Source organism: Acinetobacter sp. GW821-FHT01E09, from assembly GCF_059422385.1.
In genome coordinates this window covers 3,553,916-3,571,426 of record NZ_JBWKWU010000001.1, presented here as the reverse complement: position 1 = coordinate 3,571,426, position 17,511 = coordinate 3,553,916, and the positions used below count along the sequence as shown (strand labels likewise).

General features: G+C 39.5%; 12 protein-coding genes. 9 read left to right on the top strand and 3 right to left on the bottom strand.

Features of this window, described 5'->3' with window-relative positions; genetic code table 11:
• Positions 1–52 precede the first annotated feature (52 nt).
• Positions 53–805 carry an SDR family oxidoreductase gene (locus tag AC07U8_RS16305; RefSeq protein WP_096734926.1) on the top strand — a complete coding sequence of 251 codons (753 nt, stop codon included), beginning with the start codon at positions 53–55 and terminating at the stop codon, positions 803–805.
• Between the two features lie 125 nt (positions 806–930).
• Here the strand turns inward: AC07U8_RS16305 and dsdA are convergent, their stop codons facing one another.
• Together dsdA and dsdX are read right to left on the bottom strand one after the other, a co-directional pair.
• Complete coding sequence (dsdA, locus tag AC07U8_RS16300; RefSeq protein WP_494738278.1) at positions 931–2,271, bottom strand: D-serine ammonia-lyase; 1,341 nt, start codon at positions 2,269–2,271, stop codon at positions 931–933.
• A 17-nt stretch (positions 2,272–2,288) separates the two neighbouring features.
• Positions 2,289–3,626 (bottom strand): D-serine transporter DsdX, encoded by a 1,338-nt coding sequence (dsdX, locus tag AC07U8_RS16295; RefSeq protein WP_151802885.1) that lies wholly within the window; start codon positions 3,624–3,626, stop codon positions 2,289–2,291.
• 220 nt (positions 3,627–3,846) lie between these two features.
• Here dsdX and dsdC point away from each other — a divergent pair, with 220 nt between their 5' ends.
• From dsdC to AC07U8_RS16255, 8 genes are all read left to right on the top strand, one after another.
• Entirely contained in the window at positions 3,847–4,779 is a 933-nt protein-coding gene (dsdC, locus tag AC07U8_RS16290) for a DNA-binding transcriptional regulator DsdC (RefSeq protein ID WP_494738277.1), read from the top strand.
• Positions 4,780–5,400: 621 nt separating this feature from the next.
• The gene (locus AC07U8_RS16285; RefSeq protein WP_494738276.1) at positions 5,401–7,671 is read left to right on the top strand and encodes a TonB-dependent receptor domain-containing protein; all 2,271 of its coding nucleotides are present in this window, start codon (positions 5,401–5,403) and stop codon (positions 7,669–7,671) included.
• A 66-nt stretch (positions 7,672–7,737) separates the two neighbouring features.
• Positions 7,738–8,544 carry a hypothetical protein gene (locus AC07U8_RS16280; RefSeq protein ID WP_004823491.1) on the top strand — a complete coding sequence of 269 codons (807 nt, stop codon included), beginning with the start codon at positions 7,738–7,740 and terminating at the stop codon, positions 8,542–8,544.
• A gap of 269 nt (positions 8,545–8,813) precedes the next feature.
• Positions 8,814–9,299 carry a sigma-70 family RNA polymerase sigma factor gene (locus AC07U8_RS16275; RefSeq protein WP_004717675.1) on the top strand — a complete coding sequence of 162 codons (486 nt, stop codon included), beginning with the start codon at positions 8,814–8,816 and terminating at the stop codon, positions 9,297–9,299.
• Positions 9,300–9,306: 7 nt separating this feature from the next.
• Entirely contained in the window at positions 9,307–10,287 is a 981-nt protein-coding gene (locus tag AC07U8_RS16270; RefSeq protein WP_494738275.1) for a FecR domain-containing protein, read from the top strand.
• 67 nt (positions 10,288–10,354) lie between these two features.
• Complete coding sequence (locus tag AC07U8_RS16265; protein ID WP_494738274.1) at positions 10,355–10,939, top strand: biliverdin-producing heme oxygenase; 585 nt, start codon at positions 10,355–10,357, stop codon at positions 10,937–10,939.
• The gene (locus tag AC07U8_RS16260; protein WP_494738273.1) at positions 10,936–11,400 is read left to right on the top strand and encodes a YbaN family protein; all 465 of its coding nucleotides are present in this window, start codon (positions 10,936–10,938) and stop codon (positions 11,398–11,400) included. The genes AC07U8_RS16265 and AC07U8_RS16260 overlap by 4 nt, the downstream gene beginning before the upstream one ends.
• Positions 11,401–11,478: 78 nt before the next feature.
• Positions 11,479–14,187 (top strand): TonB-dependent receptor, encoded by a 2,709-nt coding sequence (locus AC07U8_RS16255; protein ID WP_494738272.1) that lies wholly within the window; start codon positions 11,479–11,481, stop codon positions 14,185–14,187.
• Between the two features lie 234 nt (positions 14,188–14,421).
• Here the strand turns inward: AC07U8_RS16255 and AC07U8_RS16250 are convergent, their stop codons facing one another.
• Positions 14,422–17,511, bottom strand: a complete 3,090-nt coding sequence (locus AC07U8_RS16250) for a MexW/MexI family multidrug efflux RND transporter permease subunit (protein WP_494738271.1) — start codon at positions 17,509–17,511, stop codon at positions 14,422–14,424.

The following is a 17,511-nucleotide window of genomic DNA, read 5'->3' as shown; positions in this document are numbered from 1 at the left end:
ACAGTATCATAGAAGCGATTAGAGGTATATTTTATTCCATGAGGTCATCACGATGCATACAACAGATCATACACAGCAAGAAAAAGTGATTTTAATTACAGGCGCTTCTCGCGGGATTGGTGCATTTACTGCCAGCTTATTGGCACAACAAGGCCATAAAATCATTATCAATTATGCCAGTAACGATAAAGAGGCGGAGCATGTCTTGAGCAGTATTCAAGCGTTAGGCGGAACAGCGAGTCTATTTAAAGCCAACATCAGCCATTCTAATGAAGTGACTGCATTATTTGATTATGCAATTCAAACCTATGGTCGATTGGATGTGCTGATCAACAATGCAGGGATTTTGAAATTAAGTAAGATTGAACAATTAGACGATGAAAGTATTGATCAAGTTTTAGCAATTAATATTAAAGGCCCTTTATATACCATGCGTGAAGCTGCTAAGCGACTGCAAAAGGGCGGTAAAATTATTAATTTATCCAGCAGTGTGGTGGGGATGAAGCTCGAAACCTATGGTGTTTATACTGCATCAAAAGCTGCTATTGAATCCTTAACAGCTATTTTAGCCAAAGAGTTAAGAGGAAAAAATATTACGGTAAATGCAATTGCACCTGGGCCTACGGCAACAGAGCTTTTTCTTGAAGGCAAAAGTGATGAATTGATTGCTCAGTTGAGCAAAGCTGCACCTTTAGAGCGTTTAGGCACTGTAGAAGATATTGCCGCAGTGTTGGATTTCGCCGTAAATGAAGCGAGTAATTGGGTCAATGCCCAAGTCCTTCGGGTCAATGGTGGGATCGTTTAATTCCATAGGGTAAATCCAGACTCAAGGATTTAATTGGGGGGCGATAGAGGATAATCACTTTATTTATCTGCTATCACCCCAAATTCTGATGAGATCAAGACCTGTGCGAATCAAGTCTATACAGATTATTTTTTATAGGCTTTCGCTTGGGTTAAGTATTTTTCCATTTCTTCATCTGGAACCATTCCTCCTCCAGTCCCCCAGACAATGTGATTGGCATTTTCCAATTGCTGTTGGCTAAAGTGATGTAGTGCAGCATAGTCTTGATGTTGATTGGTCAAAATTGGCCCAAGCATACCCGCCAGCGCAGAAGGTTCTAATTTAAGCTGTTCTGTATCATTGAGCATGCCCAAGAGTACATACATGGTTTCATCCGTTAATGTATAAAAACCGTCTAATAATCTTTGCATGGCTCGACCCACAAAGCCAGATGCTCGCCCAACAGCGAGGCCATCAGCAGCGGTGATATTGTCTATACCCAGATCTTGAACTGAAATTTCATCATGTAAACCTGTTGCAACACCGAGTAACATACAAGGTGAATGGGTTGGCTCAGCAAAAATACAATGTACATGATCACCAAAGGCCATTTTTAAGCCAAATGCAACGCCACCGGGGCCTCCGCCAACACCACAAGGTAAATAAACAAATAAAGGATGTTGTTGATCAACCAAAATATTTTTTTGTTCTAATTGCTGTTTTAAACGTTGCCCAGCAACTGCATAACCTAAGAATAAGGTTTGTGAGTTTTCATCATCGATAAAAAAGCAGTTTGGATTTTCTAATGCTGCCTTTCTGCCTTGTTCTACGGCAACACCATAATCTTCAGCATATTCAACTACTGTGACATTGTGCGCACGCAACTTATCTTTCTTCCATTGACGTGCATCTGCTGACATATGCACAGTCACATCAAAGCCTAATTTTGCACTCATGATACCAATAGAAAGGCCTAAATTTCCGGTAGAACCGACCGCAATACTGTATTGACTAAAAAACTGTTTAAACTCTGGACTATCCAGTTTTGCATAATCATCTTCAAGGTTTAAACGTTGTGCTTGAATCGCAAGCTTTTCAGCATGACAAAGTACTTCATAGATGCCACCACGGGCTTTAATTGAACCCGATATAGGAAGATGACTGTCTTTTTTAAGCCATAACTGACCATGGATCGATTGTCCAAAATACTGTTCCAACTGTTGCTGCATTTGAGGAATCGCTGTCAGTTCGGACTCTATAATACCTTGGGATGCTGCTGTTTCTGGAAAGGCTTTCATCAAATAGGGTGCAAAGCGTGTCAAACGTGCACTGGCATCATCAATATCTTTTTGGTCCAACCCGACATAGGGCAGCCCTTCTACCAGTGAGGTAAAATTGGGATTAAACCACGCCACTTCTTTGAGTGCGATAAGGTCTTTAACAATCGGATATTGGGCAATCAGCTGATTAATCTGTTGAGCGTTCATAAAATACTCCTAAAGGCTTAAATAAAATGAGAAAGCAGGAAGGTGCAGCCCAATGCGGTGAGCGAGGCAAGGAAAGTTGCAGAGGTATAGTATTTAAAGGTTTCGTTTAATGTAGCACCACAGTATTGTTTGACTAACCAAAATAGAGAGTCGGTCACAATGGTAAAACCGATGGCACCTGAACCAATCGCAATCGCCATGATTTCAGGACTAATATCCGGATAGAGCGGTAACATTGGCGCTACGATTGCAGTTGCACCCATCATTGCAACAGTGGCAGAGCCTACAGCTGCATGTAAAATCAGCGCAACCAACCAAGCGAGTAAAATTGGATGCATATGCAAGTGGGAAAGCGTGACAGCCATTGAGTCAGCTAAACCACTGGCTTTTAAAATACTGTTAAATGCACCACCAGCCCCAATGATAAATAAGATGTTGGCAATTGAAGAAAATGAGTCTTCTGTGGCTTTTAATAAGCTTCCCATCTGCATATTACGGCGTAGACCAAGGGTGTAGTAGGCAACAAATACCGCAATAAACATGGCGGTGATCGGATTGCCGATAAAGCCTAAAATGTGTGAAAGCTGAGTGGATGTATGACTATTTAATTCAGCCACAGTTTTGATTAACATTAATCCGATTGGAAGAAATACCGTAAATAAGGTGATTTTTAAAGAGGGTAAGCTATGTTCTTCTTTTAAGGTAAGCTTTGAAAACTCGACAGGTACTGCTTTAAACGGTAAACGTTGACCAACTAATTTTAAAAACAGTGGGCCACCAACCAGTGCGGCTGCTAAACCCACCATTAAGCCAAAAATAATCACGGTACCGACATCAGCCCCTAGTTTATTGGTGACATAAAGTGCGGCAGGGTGTGGCGGTACCACACAATGTACAGCCATTAATGCTGTGCATAATGGAATCGCCAATTTAAACAAAGAGGTTTTGGTATGCTGCGCTATAGAAAAAGCCAAGGGAATTAATAACACCACACCAACTTCTACAAATAAAGTGATGCCACAAAATAGCCCAATCAGCACCATGACCACATCACTGGATATCCAGTGACACCGTTGCAAAGACAGGGCGATACGTTCAGCAGCGCCAGAGATTTCCATCATTTTGCCGAGAATGGTACCCAGTGCAATGACTGTGGCAAGGAAACCCAAGGTGCTTCCAATCCCATTTTCAATTGCATTGACCATATCCAGTAATGGCATCTTCATTGCTACACCGACAAAGAAGCTTGCCAGAAGCAAAGCTAAAAAGGGATGCAGTTTAAATTTTAAAATAGTGAAAATTATTAACCCGATACTGGTTAATAATATACCGACATCCACGAAATTGGTTTCCATACCATATATCTCTGTGACAAAAGTTGTTCTTTGTCTATTGAAGTTAAACCAGAGAAATCCGTCAAACGATCATATTTGATCTACGGGTTAAAATAATTCACTTGAAAAATAAATCCTAAATAAATTTTGATTTTTAAATGATTTATACGTTATTTATATGGGCATAGGACAGCAAGAAGCATGTGATCAATCATTTTGTTTCAGCAAAAAGGAAAAACGCATGACCAACGCACACAAAAATCTAACCGGTTTTCAACTCTCAAAACTGTATACATTTGAAGTTGCGGCTAGACATGAGTCTTTTGCACTTGCTGCTGAAGAATTGTCTTTAACCCCAAGTGCGGTAAGTCACCAAATTAATTTGTTAGAAAAAGAACTTAATATCAAATTGTTTTTACGTTTGCATCGTAAAGTAAAGTTAACCACAGAAGGAACGCGCATTTTAGCTGCTTTACAATTTTCATTAGACTCGTTAAATGTTGAAATTAAGGCATTACAAAATCAGCAACTTGTTGGCTCGCTCACGATTTATGCAAGACCATCGATTGCTCAGTGTTGGTTAGTGCCCCAATTGCCTGATTTCATCCGACGCTATCCATTGATCCAACTTTCAGTTTTAACCGGTAATGAGGATGTAAATTTTCAACGTAGCGGAATTGATATTGCGCTTTATTTTGACAATCAACCGTCTTTTCAGTTGAATTATCAGCATTTAATGGACGAATATATTATTCCCGTATGTAGTCCTGCGTATGCTGAAAAATTTAACCTCTACGATCATCTAGACAACTTAAAAAATTGTACATTGCTGCATGACTGCCAAGCATGGAGTAACGGCACAGGCGCAGATGAATGGAACAGTTGGACGCAATATTTTAATGTAAATATGGAGCATTCTTCAGAGATGAGTTTTGACCGGTCTGATCTGGCTTTGATTGCTGCTAAAAATCACTTGGGTATAACCATGGGACGTAAAAAATTAGTAGAAAAAGACTTAGAAAGTGGTGAGCTGGTAATGCCATTTAAAAATATGTATTTAAAATGCGATCAGCATTACTATATTACGTCATTGAAAAATAATGAATTACCTAAAGTTAAAGCATTTAGTGACTGGCTAAAATCACGAGTAAAATCAGAAATAGGGCATCAATGAAAATGCCTAAACCCTAGAAAAAGCTTCGTAAGCCTTGAATAAATTTAACCAAATCAATTTTATGCTAAAACGTAAAAATTAATATTTATCTATGTTAGAACTTTTATAAAACTTGATTATTATGGTTAATATTTAAGTGTTTATATTTTAATAACGCCAATCAGAATAAACAATTAAAAGAACCTAAATATAACGAGAAATAAAAAGGAAATATATAATAAGTTTTTATATTAAAAAATAGGGGAATTGGGGTGAGAAAAGCTAAACTGAAAGTGATGTTGTAAAAGACAAAAACAACAAAATATACGAAGTTTAAGGCAATAAGATCATCCAGAATACATATCATCCCCACAAAATCATATTCAAACTTTTATAAGAAAGTGAAGTGTAATTATAAATATTTATTATTTTTCAATATCTTGATTGGTTTTGTTGATGCTTAAAACTACATCTAGCAACATTGTTATTGTAAATGATATTGTTATTGATTATTATTCTCATTTGTTTGGTTGTATGTGTATATTTGTAATCCATGTTTTCACTCCCGATTTGAAGATACTGGATGAGCTGAAATATACACATTTAATGATGATTAATATCATTTAATAAGGTTTCTCCCTCATGAATTTAAACCCTACTGCGCTATATAATATAGCCAAGCCCGATACTGCGGTTTTAAAACCACGTTATTTGTCATTATGTTTGCTTGCGTTAATGACAGCAAGCATCACTTCGGTAGGCTATGCAGAAGAGAATAATTCCGAAAAGCGTAAATCGGAAAAGAACGAGAATGCTTTGACGACGATTACGGTCTATGCCGAATATAAAAATGATGCACCTGTTTCTCGAACTTCAATCAATCGAGAAAACATGGATAAGACGGGTGTAACCGATATGGCAGGTATTGTGAAATATTTGCCTTTGGTCAATGCACCATTCTCCGTTGGAGGAAGTGGAACATTTTTTGATGGTACTGGCACCAGTAGCTATAACATCCGTGGTATAGATGCAAATCGAATTGGTTTAGATGTAGATGGGGTAGATTTAGCCGAGGCAACAGTAAGTACATATGTACCACCTAAAAGCATGAGCAAGCGCGGTGCTGGTCGGGATTATATCGAACCAGAGATGTTTACCAGTGTCGATATTGTTTCAGGAACTACCGATGTGTCGACAGATGGTATAGGCGGTCGAGTTTCTTTTAAAAACAAATCACCAGAAGATTATTTAGTAGATGGCAAAACAGTCGCTGGAACATTAAAAGCAGGTTATAGCTCTGCGGACAGTGCATGGTTAAGTTCTGTGACAGGTGCTGTTGGCAATGATGATCTCAAAGCACTTGTGGCTTATGCGCATCGTGAAGGGAGTGAAACTAAACCAAACTCAAAAACGGCAGCTTTTCCAACAGATTGGACCTCGGATGCAGTGCTTACCCGTTTATTGTGGAATGTATCTGACCAACACCAACTAAATTTTACTGCGGATTATTATAAGAAAAAGTCTGATACAGATAATATTGCAGCCGATTTATTCTCTAATTTTAAAAGTGATGCAAAACAACACCAAGATATAGATCGAACACAATTGAGTATTGATCATATTTATCGACCAAATGACTTTGTGCTCTTTGATAAATTAAACAGTAAAATATGGTATCAGGAATCGAACAATGATACTGATACTTCATTTATGAATAGTGCGACGGTTACGCGTGATTTTTCAACCACTTATAAAGAGAAAAATACTGGGATAAAAATTGAAGCAAGCAAAGAACTTACAAACCAAAAGCTTAAATATGGCATCACAGCAGACAAGAAAGATTACGCAAGTACTAAATTAGATCTTCGTAATGGCGTTCCAATTACAAGCATATATCAAGGTAGTTATTTATTAAATTCTGAATTAAAGCGTTACTCTGTTTATGTTGCTGATGATATCCGATTGGATGTATTGGGACGAGATTTAACTCTAACTCCAGCGGTTCGTTTTGAGCGTCAAGAGTTTAGACCTGAAATTACCTCTTATCGTGATATACAGGCCAAAGACTATAATTATGTTTCGCCAAGTTTTTCTGCAAGTTATCAGTTTACCCCAGATAATTATAGCTATTTAAAATATTCAAGAGGCAATCGTATTCCATCGCCAACTGAAATTGGCGGGATTTATCAAACAATGTTAGCTAATCCTGCTTATATTGTGGTTGGTAATTCGAACTTAAAAAAAGAAACCAGTGATGCTTTCGAAGTGGGTTTAAGAAACACCTCAATTGAAGGGATTAAATTTGATTTGACAGGTTTCTACAGCAAATATAAAGATTTTATCGACTACTTTAACTATGGCAATACGCCTCAATATCCTTTTGGCTACTATCGCGCAGAAAACTTAGCTAATGCACAGATCTGGGGTGGAGAGCTTTCAACACGAATTGACTTAGGTCAGTTTATTCCAAACTCAGATGGCTATAGTCTTGCACTTGTTGCAGGCAAAACCAAAGGCTCGGCAAAAAATAAAAATGGCGGAAAAAGTGGTGTAAATTCTGTTCAGCCAGAAAAAGGCAGCTTTACCTTTGCTTATGATGATCCAAATAAAGTCTTTGGCTTAGGTATGACCGCAACTGCTGTTGGTGGAAGGATGGCAACGCGAGATGTCAGTTCTTATCAGGATGATATCAAATATCAGAATGTGGCAGGTTATACCGTATTTGACTTATCCGCATATTGGAATGTGACCAAGTTTGCCAAGCTGAACGTGGCATTGAATAACATCTTTGATAAGACCTATTGGGATTATGCTGCTGTGGGAACAATTACAGGGGCGAATCAGGCTAGTGTAATCGATCGTGCTGCTGAACCAGGACGTAATGTTGTGGCAAGTATCGAATTTAAATATTGATTTTTTAAATAGCAAAATGGAAAGAATTTTTTAATTCAACAAATATTCACCTCCAAGGAAACGAACATGAAAAAATTGGCGCTATGGATGACCAGTTTAACTGCAATGGCAACTGCTGGATCAGCGGTTGCTGCTACAGTCGATCAATCCAATGCTTATCAACAGGCATATGCATTATATGTGCTTTATCATCCTAATAATAAAGAGCAGAACAGTAGCACTTTAATTAAGCAATATACTCAGGACTATGCCGAATTGTTTAAGGCGAATAAAAAAGTCAATCAAGTGCAGTTTGTTCAATATGAGCAAGCCCGTTTAGAGCCATTACTTAAACAGCGCCGTGAAATGTCAGAAAAACAGGCGCATGTACGTTATGGCATTCTCGATAATAATAAAGACCAGAAACTGACCTTAAAAGAGTTTCAGGAGACGGGTTTAAAAACATTTAATGAGTTTGATAAAAACTTGGATGGTTTAGTAAATGCAGAAGATGCCAAATTAGCAGGCAATAGTAATGCAACGCATGATGGATTCCGTGTGAAACTACCAATTTCAATGCCGATGCCAAGCAACATCAACGAATTCATTAGCCAATATGGTCAAGGGAAAAACTATGTAACGCTTGGAGATTATCTAACAGCGCGTGACAAGCAATATTTTGCAACCGATGCGAATGGTGATCATATTGTCACTGAGAAGGAATATGTGGATGAGTTTATGCAACGTTTTGATGCTAATATCGCAACAGGTAAGGTCAAAATGCAGGAAACTGCAGCGCAACAATTTCAAGTGATTGGCAAGGGTAAAACAACAATTCAAGCCAGTGATATTCAACAATTTGCTAAAAATATGGATCAAGCCATCAGTCAATAAATTATAGTCAATAAGTGATAAACAGTTTCTCGGTCATCTTGAGGATGATCGAGAAATTTTTTATTTAAAAGCGATAAGCTTTTGATAGAATTATAATAATCTAAAATTAAATGTTCTTTTAGAATTACAATATATCCCATTCGAGTATGTTGCGCAGTCATATAGATTAGTTTGATTAATTAAAAAATTCAATTAAAAGGGCAAACTGAGCTCTCATTTTGTTTATTTTTTTGCTAAGATATTGCTAATAATTCTCATTCTCTTTAAACATGTCTGATCCTATTAGCACACTATACCGTCATCACCATTCTTGGTTATATCAATGGTTAAAACGTCGCCTCAACCATAGTGAGGATGCTGCTGATTTAGCCCATGATACTTTTCTGCGTATCTTAAAGCGTAAAGATGAATTGTATTTTGATCAGCCGCGTGCAATTTTAACCACAGTTGCCAAGGGAATCTTGATTAATTGGTATCAACGCAAATCGATTGAAAAAGCCTATTTAGAGGCACTTTCAAGTAGACCTGAATATGATGAAATTACACCTGAGCAAAAAATATCTGCAATTGAATCTTTATGTTTGATTAATCAATTACTCAATCAATTGCCTGAGCGCCAGCAACAGGTCTTTATTTGGTCACAATTAGAAGGGTTAACTCAACAGGAAATTGCAACACGCTTAAATATTTCTACCCGCACCGTGATGCGTGATCTGGTCTCAGTACTGAGCCAATGTTTAGCTGTTATGGATTAATGCCTGCATGTTGCATGATCAAATTTATCGAGAAACAGCGCAATGGATCATTAAAATCCAACAGGCACCACTAAATGAAACTGAACAGTTTGAATTTGAACAATGGAAACAGCAAAGTTCTCACCATCAAGCTGCATGGTCTAAAGCCGAGCGCTTATTGTATAGCCTTGAGGAATTTCCCGAAGATGGGCAGCAACTGATTCAGCAAGGCAAAAAAAATGCCCAATTTAATTTAAACAAACAACTGGTGCTTGCCTGTTTACTGTGTTTTGGCAGTGTCATGCTATGGAACTCGGATTATCGCTATATATGGTTATCGGATTATCGTACTGCGGTGGGTCAGCAAAAACAGCTTGAGCTGGAAGATGGGACACAACTTCAATTAAATACCCATACGGCTTTGGACGTGCGTTATACAGCGCAACAACGTATTGTAAAATTACATTATGGCGAAATACAAATACGTACGGCCAAAGAAAAAAATCATGCTTATCGCCCATTCTTAGTCGAAACTGAATCGGCAAATCTGCAAGCGCTTGGCACTGTATTTAATGTTCAGTATTTCAACAACAGTGAAAAGCAAACCTGTCTAGGCGTCATAGAAAGCGCAGTGAAAGTCAGTCTGAATCAGTCCAAACACACAAAAATTGTCCATGCCGGTGAGCAGCTCTGCTTTGATGATCGCAATTTTAAAGCATTACAAAGTTTAGATCCGAATATATTGGCATGGAAAAACCACATGGTCATGGCTTTTGAAATGCCGTTGGAAAAATTGCTTCAAGAGATTGGGCGCTATCAACACCAATATATCGACATTGACCCTCAATTGAAGTCGTTAAAAGTTTCAGGTTCATATCCAGTCAATGACTTTGACACCTTACAAACAGCATTGCAATTCAGCTATCCAATCAAAGTAGAACGTTATTTTGGGGATCGTGTGTTGAGCATTCAACCTAAAGCTGAAAATCGGAAAAGTAAAAATAATTAAGAAATGATGTCAGTTTTTAAAGACTAGGCGGGTAATACAGTTAAACCAAACAAACTGGAGAAAATTGATGAACACTTCATTCACACTCAACCGCCTTGCATCTCGTTTAAAAGCAGAGACAGCCAGTCAACATGAATATATGCACCAATTAATGGAAAAAGCCCAAGTATTTAAAGACGCAGCGCATTATGCAAAATTTACTTTGTCACAGTATTATTTTCAAAAAAATGTCGAATATTTATTTCAACATCCCAAGGTTGCAGCCTTGATTTCAGATTTGGATATTCGTGGGCGTTCACAAGCGGCTTGCTTAGATCTACAAGATCTTCAGATCGAACCAGAGTCGTTGGCCTTGGTTACTGAAACGATCGGCTTTCCTGAAGCGCTGGGTTGGATCTATGTATCGGAAGGTTCGACGCTAGGTGCAGCATTCTTATTTAAACAAGCCCAACAAAGTTTGGGGTTTTCCGCAGATTTTGCTGCGAGAAATTTAGCTGCTTATCCAGAAGGGCGGGCCAAAGTCTGGAAACACTTTATTGAGGAACTTGATCAGGCTGACTTTACTCAAGATGAGCAAGATCGCGTCATTTACGCTGCTCAACAAGCCTTTGATTATTTTGGCGCATTATTAAAAGACATTCATTCAACATGAAGAAAGTGTCTTCTGTCAGCAATCACACACAAGGCAAAGACTTAACGCTGTTAGCGTCTTTGCCGGTAACGCCATCCGCAAATTTACATTCATCCTCAGTGCTGCGTGTGATCTGTGTCATCTTGGCAATTTTATGTCTTATTCTCGCTGTGGTGGGCATTGTATTGCCGGGGATCCCAACTTTTGATTTTCTCTTTTTGGCAACGATTTTTGCCTCAAAAGGTTCAGCACGCTTGCATCGTTGGTTACATCAAAATCGTTATATGGCAATGTTGCTCGCACAGTATAGTGGCGGTTTTAAACAGATTTCGCGTTCACGTAAATGGATGATGACATTGAGTATTTTATTCGGTACGACAATGTTAATCGTGTCTTCACTGCATCTGCACTTAAAACTTAGCCTGTTGGTCATTTTGCTGATTGGGTTGATCTGGATTTGGACCAGACCAGAAAAAATATAAATTTTCATGTCATGTTTTAACAATTCACTGGGTAATGATTATTGAAAATGAAAATCATTCACAAGTGTGGGCGTTCCTATGAAGTTTAAAAAACAAACTCTGGCCATGTTAATACAGTGCTTTTGCATCAGTGGTGTTTATGCACAAATTAATCCCAATGTTTCAATGGCAGCGAAAAAAGCGCCAGAAAAATATTATCAAATTTCAGAGAATCAGTTGGGCTATGTGTTATCAAGTTTTGCAGCACAGTCAGGTATTGCCTTAAGTTATGATGCAAATATTTTAAAAGGGCTAAAAAGCAAAGGAATTACTGGGCGTTATAGTGTAAAACAAGGCTTCGATTACTTGCTTGCAGATCATCCTTATCGGGTAGAGCAGCAAGGCTCGACATATGTCTTAATCGCTAAATCTGGCTCAGCTAAACCGAATATAGAGAAAAACACTGCGATTGCAAATACAAGCACTCTGTTAAATAACACTTCGCTTTTCAATAAGACAGACAGTGATGTTGTCACGCTTCCTCAGATTAAAGTCAATGCTGTACAACAAAAACAAAAGGTCAATACAACACAGCTGAATCGTGAACACATTAGCCGATTTAGAGGCACGGGGAATGGCGATGTGTTTTCTGATATCGCTGGCGTACAAGTCAATAGCCTACGTAACGAAGCAGGTGCAATTGATATTGGTATTCGTGGGGTGCAAGGTGAGGGGCGTGTCCCAGTAATTATTGATGGTAGCCTACAATCCAGTCATACCTTTCGAGGCTATCAAGGAGAGAGTGACCGAACTTATATCGATATGGATTTGATTAGTCAGATTGAAGTCGAAAAAGGCGCATCGCGAGCGAAATTTAGTGTGGGCGGTATTGGCGGAATCGTGAAAATGCGTACACTCAGTGCAAATGATATTTTGCTGCCTAATCGTCAATCGGGTGTCATGCTAAAAGGCAGCTTCTATAACAATAACAAAACACCACAGATCTCAGATAATGAGCGTGAACAGATGTCTTATCTGCTTCGTAATAAACTGTCATCCCATAATTTCCAAAATGGCGCTGGCACGATCGCTGCCGCTTATCGAAATGATGTATTCGATCTGGTCGCTGCTTATAGTAAACGGGAAGTCGGTAATTACTATGCTGGAAGACATGGCATTGATTATTATGAAGCACGAGATATTGTTGATGTTGGGCCTGGTCAAGAGGTGGTAAACACCAGTTATAAAAGTGATTCAGGCATTATCAAAGCAGGCATGAATATCACAGATGAACATCGTGTTGAAGTGAACATGCGCCGCCATATGCAAAAAGCGGGTGAGGTCATGGCTTTTTATTGGAATAGATCGCAAGTGATTGATCCCAACTCTCCACCTTGGGGATACATCGATGGTGATTATGTTCTACCCAAATATATAGAGGGCGCATATACCATGCCACAATGGTCCCTTGGAACCGCAGCGATTAATGCATTCAGTGCCAACTACACCTATAAGCCTAAGAATAATCAGTGGTTTGATTTGGAGTTAGGGGTTTGGCATACCAATGCCAAATATCGCCAACACAATGGCATGCTTGGCGTAGCCAATTCACATTATGGCGACCAATACTGGGGAAGTTTTCAGGACTATCGTAGTGGGATTAATTTAGAAAACACCAGTAAAATTGATGCTTTAACCTTGAATTATGGTCTGACATATGACGAGCAACGGATGAAGCCACAAAATCTTATTGATACTGAAATCGCACGTGATGGATTACGTCAAGAATCCTCTTTATTTCTCAATGGCGATTATATCTTTAAAGATTTTACCCTGAGTTTAGGCAGTAAATGGCATAAGGCAAAAGTTAAGGATTATGGAGACCAGTATGTCGCAATGAGACCGGTCGCCAATTCAGATTTAAATGACAAAGGCTATGCGCTTCGAGATTATGACGGAAAGATCGACTGGATGGCGCAGCTGAATTATCAGTTGCTGAATGGTATTGATGTCTATGCAAAACTCTCCAATATGTACCGCAGTCCAAGTTTGTTTGAATCGACAGTTTCCAAACAAACCTTTAGTTATGATCCAGATTTGCCGATTAAATCAGAGAATTCTCGTCTTGTTGAGTTTGGTTTTATTGGGCACAACGATAACGTATTCACTGAAGCAGATCAGTTAAAATTCAATATCAATTATTTCCGTAATCAAACTCAAAATTTCCTTACCCAAGGGGTCCAACGTAAAGATATTGTTAATGAGATTACGCCTGATTTTATTTTGCCTTATACCACCTCATATACTTTCCTAAATTATGAGCAAGTTGTATTGAAAGGTTTAGAGTTTAATCTTGCTTATCAGCATCCGAGTTTCTTTGTGAACATGAACGGAACTTTATATCAAGCACCGAAAGTATGCCCAGCGACGAAAGATGATTGTAATGAGGTCGGAGATTCTTGGAGTCTGATTTCAACACGCTTGCCACCACGTAAACTTTTTAATATTAGCTTAGGCAAGAGTTTGTTTGAAAATAAACTCAATGTGGGGGTACGTGCCAGATATCATTCTGAAAAGAAAAATCCTAAAGGTTGGTTACAGGGTACTGGTGTGAGTGGTCGTGCGGTGACCGAAATTTCTTCGGAAACCTTAGTTGATATTTTTGCGAGTTATAAACTGAATCCAAATCTAAATCTCTCGTTTAATGTTGATAACTTAACCAATCGTTATAACTTTGACCCTGGTACAGTGATCGGTATGCCGATTCCCGGCCGTACCATCAAAGCAGGGTTCGAAATGAGATTCTAAAAGCATAAAACAATCAAATCGGCAAAACCCAACTGTAAAAATATGAGTGAACAAAGTAGTGAAAAATCAGTCGCTCTAAATCAGTAGCTCTAAATCAGTGGTTAGAATCACGCACTAAAAAGTTGATAAAGTTCTATAGCTATAGAACTTTATCATCAAAAAATTATATTCAAGCGATCTGATCATACACAGAAGCTTAGACAGCAGCATGCTGGCCGTTCAGCCCACTCAATGTCATGATTTTTGCGCCTGTTGGTCATTCTGTTGTAGCTCTTGTAAACGGCTAGAGTGAATGTCTTGATTGTGTTGACGAGCCAACAGACTATAAATGGTGGGTAAGACAAAAAGCGTAAAGAAGGTCCCGATCAACATACCACAGACAATTACAAGCCCTAGACCAAAGCGACTATGTGCGCCAGCGCCTGTGGCAAAAAGGAGAGGAATCAACCCAAACACCATTGCCGCCGTGGTCATCAGAATTGGACGTAAACGAATTTGAGCAGCTTTTAAAATGGCCGCTCGCCGATCTAAACCTTCATGAACTTGCAATTCATTGGCAAACTCAACCATTAAAATACCATGCTTACTAATTAGTCCAATCAGTGTGACTAAACCAATCTGAGTGTAGATATTGACTGTGGCAAGTCCAAAAGCCAAGGGGATTAATGCGCCACAGATCGACAGCGGAACCGTAATTAAAATAATAAATGGATCCATTAGGCTTTCATATTGAGCGGCTAAAACCAGATAAATCACAATCAGCGCGGCTAAAAATGCAAACATCAAAGCGTTACCTTCCTGTACATACTGACGTGCATCGGCTTGCCAGTCATAACTAAATCCAGTCGGTAACTCAGATGCAGCCTGTTCCAGAAAACTTAAAGCTTGACCTAAGGAAACCCCAGCGGCGGGGATTGCCTGAAAAGTTGCAGCGTTTTGTTGATTAAATTGAGTGAGTTTATTGGGTTCTACCTGTTCACTTAGACTCACCACAGTCGATAAGGGAATCAGTGTGCCTTGGTCGGTACGAATAAACTGTCGTGTCAGTGCTTGAGCTGTCAAACGTTGTGTATTGATGCTTTGCGGAATCACATCATAGGCACGACCTTGCATACTGAAACGATTGATATAATTCTCACCAACCAATGTCGCCAAGGCTTCACCGATATCTTGCATACGAATACCCAGACTATTGGCTTTGGCCCGATCAACCTCGATTCGAATCACGGGGTTATTAAAGTCGAGATCACTGTCGACCACCACAAAAAGGCCACTTTCACGGGCTTTTTGCTTGATGCTCTGCATCGCTTGATAAATAGTTGAATAGTCTTGTGCACTACGCAACACCATTTGTACGGGTAATCCACCTGTTGAACCGGGAAGCGCAGGATTTTGGAATACAAAAATACTGCTGCCTTCTACATCACCGACTTTGGCTTGAAGTTGCTGTTGAATTTCATCCGCAGAATGCATTCGCTCAGACCATGTTGAAAGGGTTGTCCCACCAAAACTTGATGCAGGCCCATCTGTACCATTAATAATCCACGTAGTGCTGGTTTCGGGGAAAGTCCAGAAGATTTCGTCAAGTTTTTGATTAAAGTGTTCAGCATAATTGAGATTGGCATGTTGTGGTGCTTTGATGGCTGCCAATACACTGGCTTGATCTTCATTGGGCGCCAATTCTTTTTGAGGAAGTTGGTAAAGCAATGGAAGGCTAATAAAAATAGCGATCGCAAAAACCACTGTGATCCAACGATGATGTAAGGAAAAATTGAGCAATTTACTGTAAAGCTGGGTCAAATGTTCAAAGAACCATTCGGCTGCTTTTGCCATTTTACCTTCCTGCTGTTTGGATTGAAGCAGAAATGAACTCATAACAGGAGACAGGGTTAAGGCAATAATCCCTGAAACTAAAACTGCGCCCGCTAAAGTAAAGGCAAACTCTTTGAATAATGAGCCAGTCAATCCACCCATTAAACCAATCGGAGCATACACTGCGGCCAGTGTAATGGTCATTGCAATTACTGGGCCTGCGACTTCTCGTGCCCCGATCAAAGCTGCTGCAACAGGGGATGCACCTTCTTCAATATGCCGATGGACATTTTCAACCACCACGATTGCATCATCTACAACCAAGCCTATGGCGAGTACCATGGCTAAAAGTGTGAGTAAATTGATACTAAAGCCACATAACAGCATTAAACCCAAGGCACCTAACATTGACAATGGAATTGTCACTACAGGAATCAAGACACTACGTAAAGAACCTAAACACAGATAGATCACAGCAATAACAATAATCAGCGCTTCGATAAAAGTATGTAAAACTTCATCAATAGAGGCATCAATAAAACGGGCTGTTTCATAGGCAAGATTGACTGTAACCCCCGGTGGTAAAGTCTTTTTGATCTCAGGTAATTTATCTTTAATTCCCTGTACGATCACTAACGGGTTACCTGTAGGCGTCGCTTGTAGACCGACAAAAATTGCAGGCTTACCATCCATAGTGGCACTTGTTTCTGTCGAAGCAGCGCCAAGTTCAACTGTTGCCACATCTTGTAGACGAATTAGATTTTGAGCATCATTGCGTATCACCAGATTTTTAAAGTCCTGAATACTGGTGAGATCTGTAGAAACATTGACATTTGAAACCACTAATTCGCCTTTGACCTGCCCCGGTGCGGCTTGATAGTTATTTTGACGGATCGCATTGGCGACATCGGCGGCAGTTACACCACGACTGGCCAAACGATCGGCATCCAACCAAATCCGCATAGCCAAACGCTGACTGCCATAGGTCTGTACCTTAGCAACGCCATCAATTGTAGACAGCATGGGTTCTACCACTCTAGACAAATAATCTGTTAATTCAGCCAAGGACAGTTGTTCGCTAGAAAATCCGATATAGGCAACATCGGTAGATTCACCTGAAGAACGTTCAATGACTGGATCAAATGCCTGTTCTGGTAGTTTGTAACGGACTTGATTAACCTTTGCCATCACCTCTGTTAAGGCTTGGGTTGAGTCTCGATTTAATTGCATGCGTAACGTTACAGCACTGCGACCCTGTACAGTAGAAGAACTGAGATAGTCGATGCCTTCCACCGAAGACACTGCTTGAGCAATGGGTTGGGTGACAAAACCTTGCATAAGCTCAGCAGATGCACCGGGATATTCTGTATTGATACTTATCGTTGAAGTTTCAAGTAAAGGGTACTGTCGGATAGGCAGTTTATTCAGGGAAAACAAGCCCGCCAGCAAGATCAAGGTGCTGACGACCAAGGCCAATACTGGGCGTTTTACAAAAAGGTCAGTAAATTTCAT

Coding starts and splice junctions, on each gene's coding strand:
- dsdC (WP_494738277.1), top strand. CDS start 3,847: ATGACCAACGCACACAAAAATCTAACCGGTTTTCAACTCTCAAAACTG.
- AC07U8_RS16255 (WP_494738272.1), top strand. CDS start 11,479: ATGAAGTTTAAAAAACAAACTCTGGCCATGTTAATACAGTGCTTTTGC.
- dsdA (WP_494738278.1), bottom strand. CDS start 2,271: ATGAACGCTCAACAGATTAATCAGCTGATTGCCCAATATCCGATTGTT.
- dsdX (WP_151802885.1), bottom strand. CDS start 3,626: ATGGAAACCAATTTCGTGGATGTCGGTATATTATTAACCAGTATCGGG.
- AC07U8_RS16280 (WP_004823491.1), top strand. CDS start 7,738: ATGAAAAAATTGGCGCTATGGATGACCAGTTTAACTGCAATGGCAACT.
- AC07U8_RS16305 (WP_096734926.1), top strand. CDS start 53: ATGCATACAACAGATCATACACAGCAAGAAAAAGTGATTTTAATTACA.
- AC07U8_RS16275 (WP_004717675.1), top strand. CDS start 8,814: ATGTCTGATCCTATTAGCACACTATACCGTCATCACCATTCTTGGTTA.
- AC07U8_RS16270 (WP_494738275.1), top strand. CDS start 9,307: ATGTTGCATGATCAAATTTATCGAGAAACAGCGCAATGGATCATTAAA.
- AC07U8_RS16260 (WP_494738273.1), top strand. CDS start 10,936: ATGAAGAAAGTGTCTTCTGTCAGCAATCACACACAAGGCAAAGACTTA.
- AC07U8_RS16250 (WP_494738271.1), bottom strand. CDS start 17,511: ATGAAATTTACTGACCTTTTTGTAAAACGCCCAGTATTGGCCTTGGTC.
- AC07U8_RS16265 (WP_494738274.1), top strand. CDS start 10,355: ATGAACACTTCATTCACACTCAACCGCCTTGCATCTCGTTTAAAAGCA.
- AC07U8_RS16285 (WP_494738276.1), top strand. CDS start 5,401: ATGAATTTAAACCCTACTGCGCTATATAATATAGCCAAGCCCGATACT.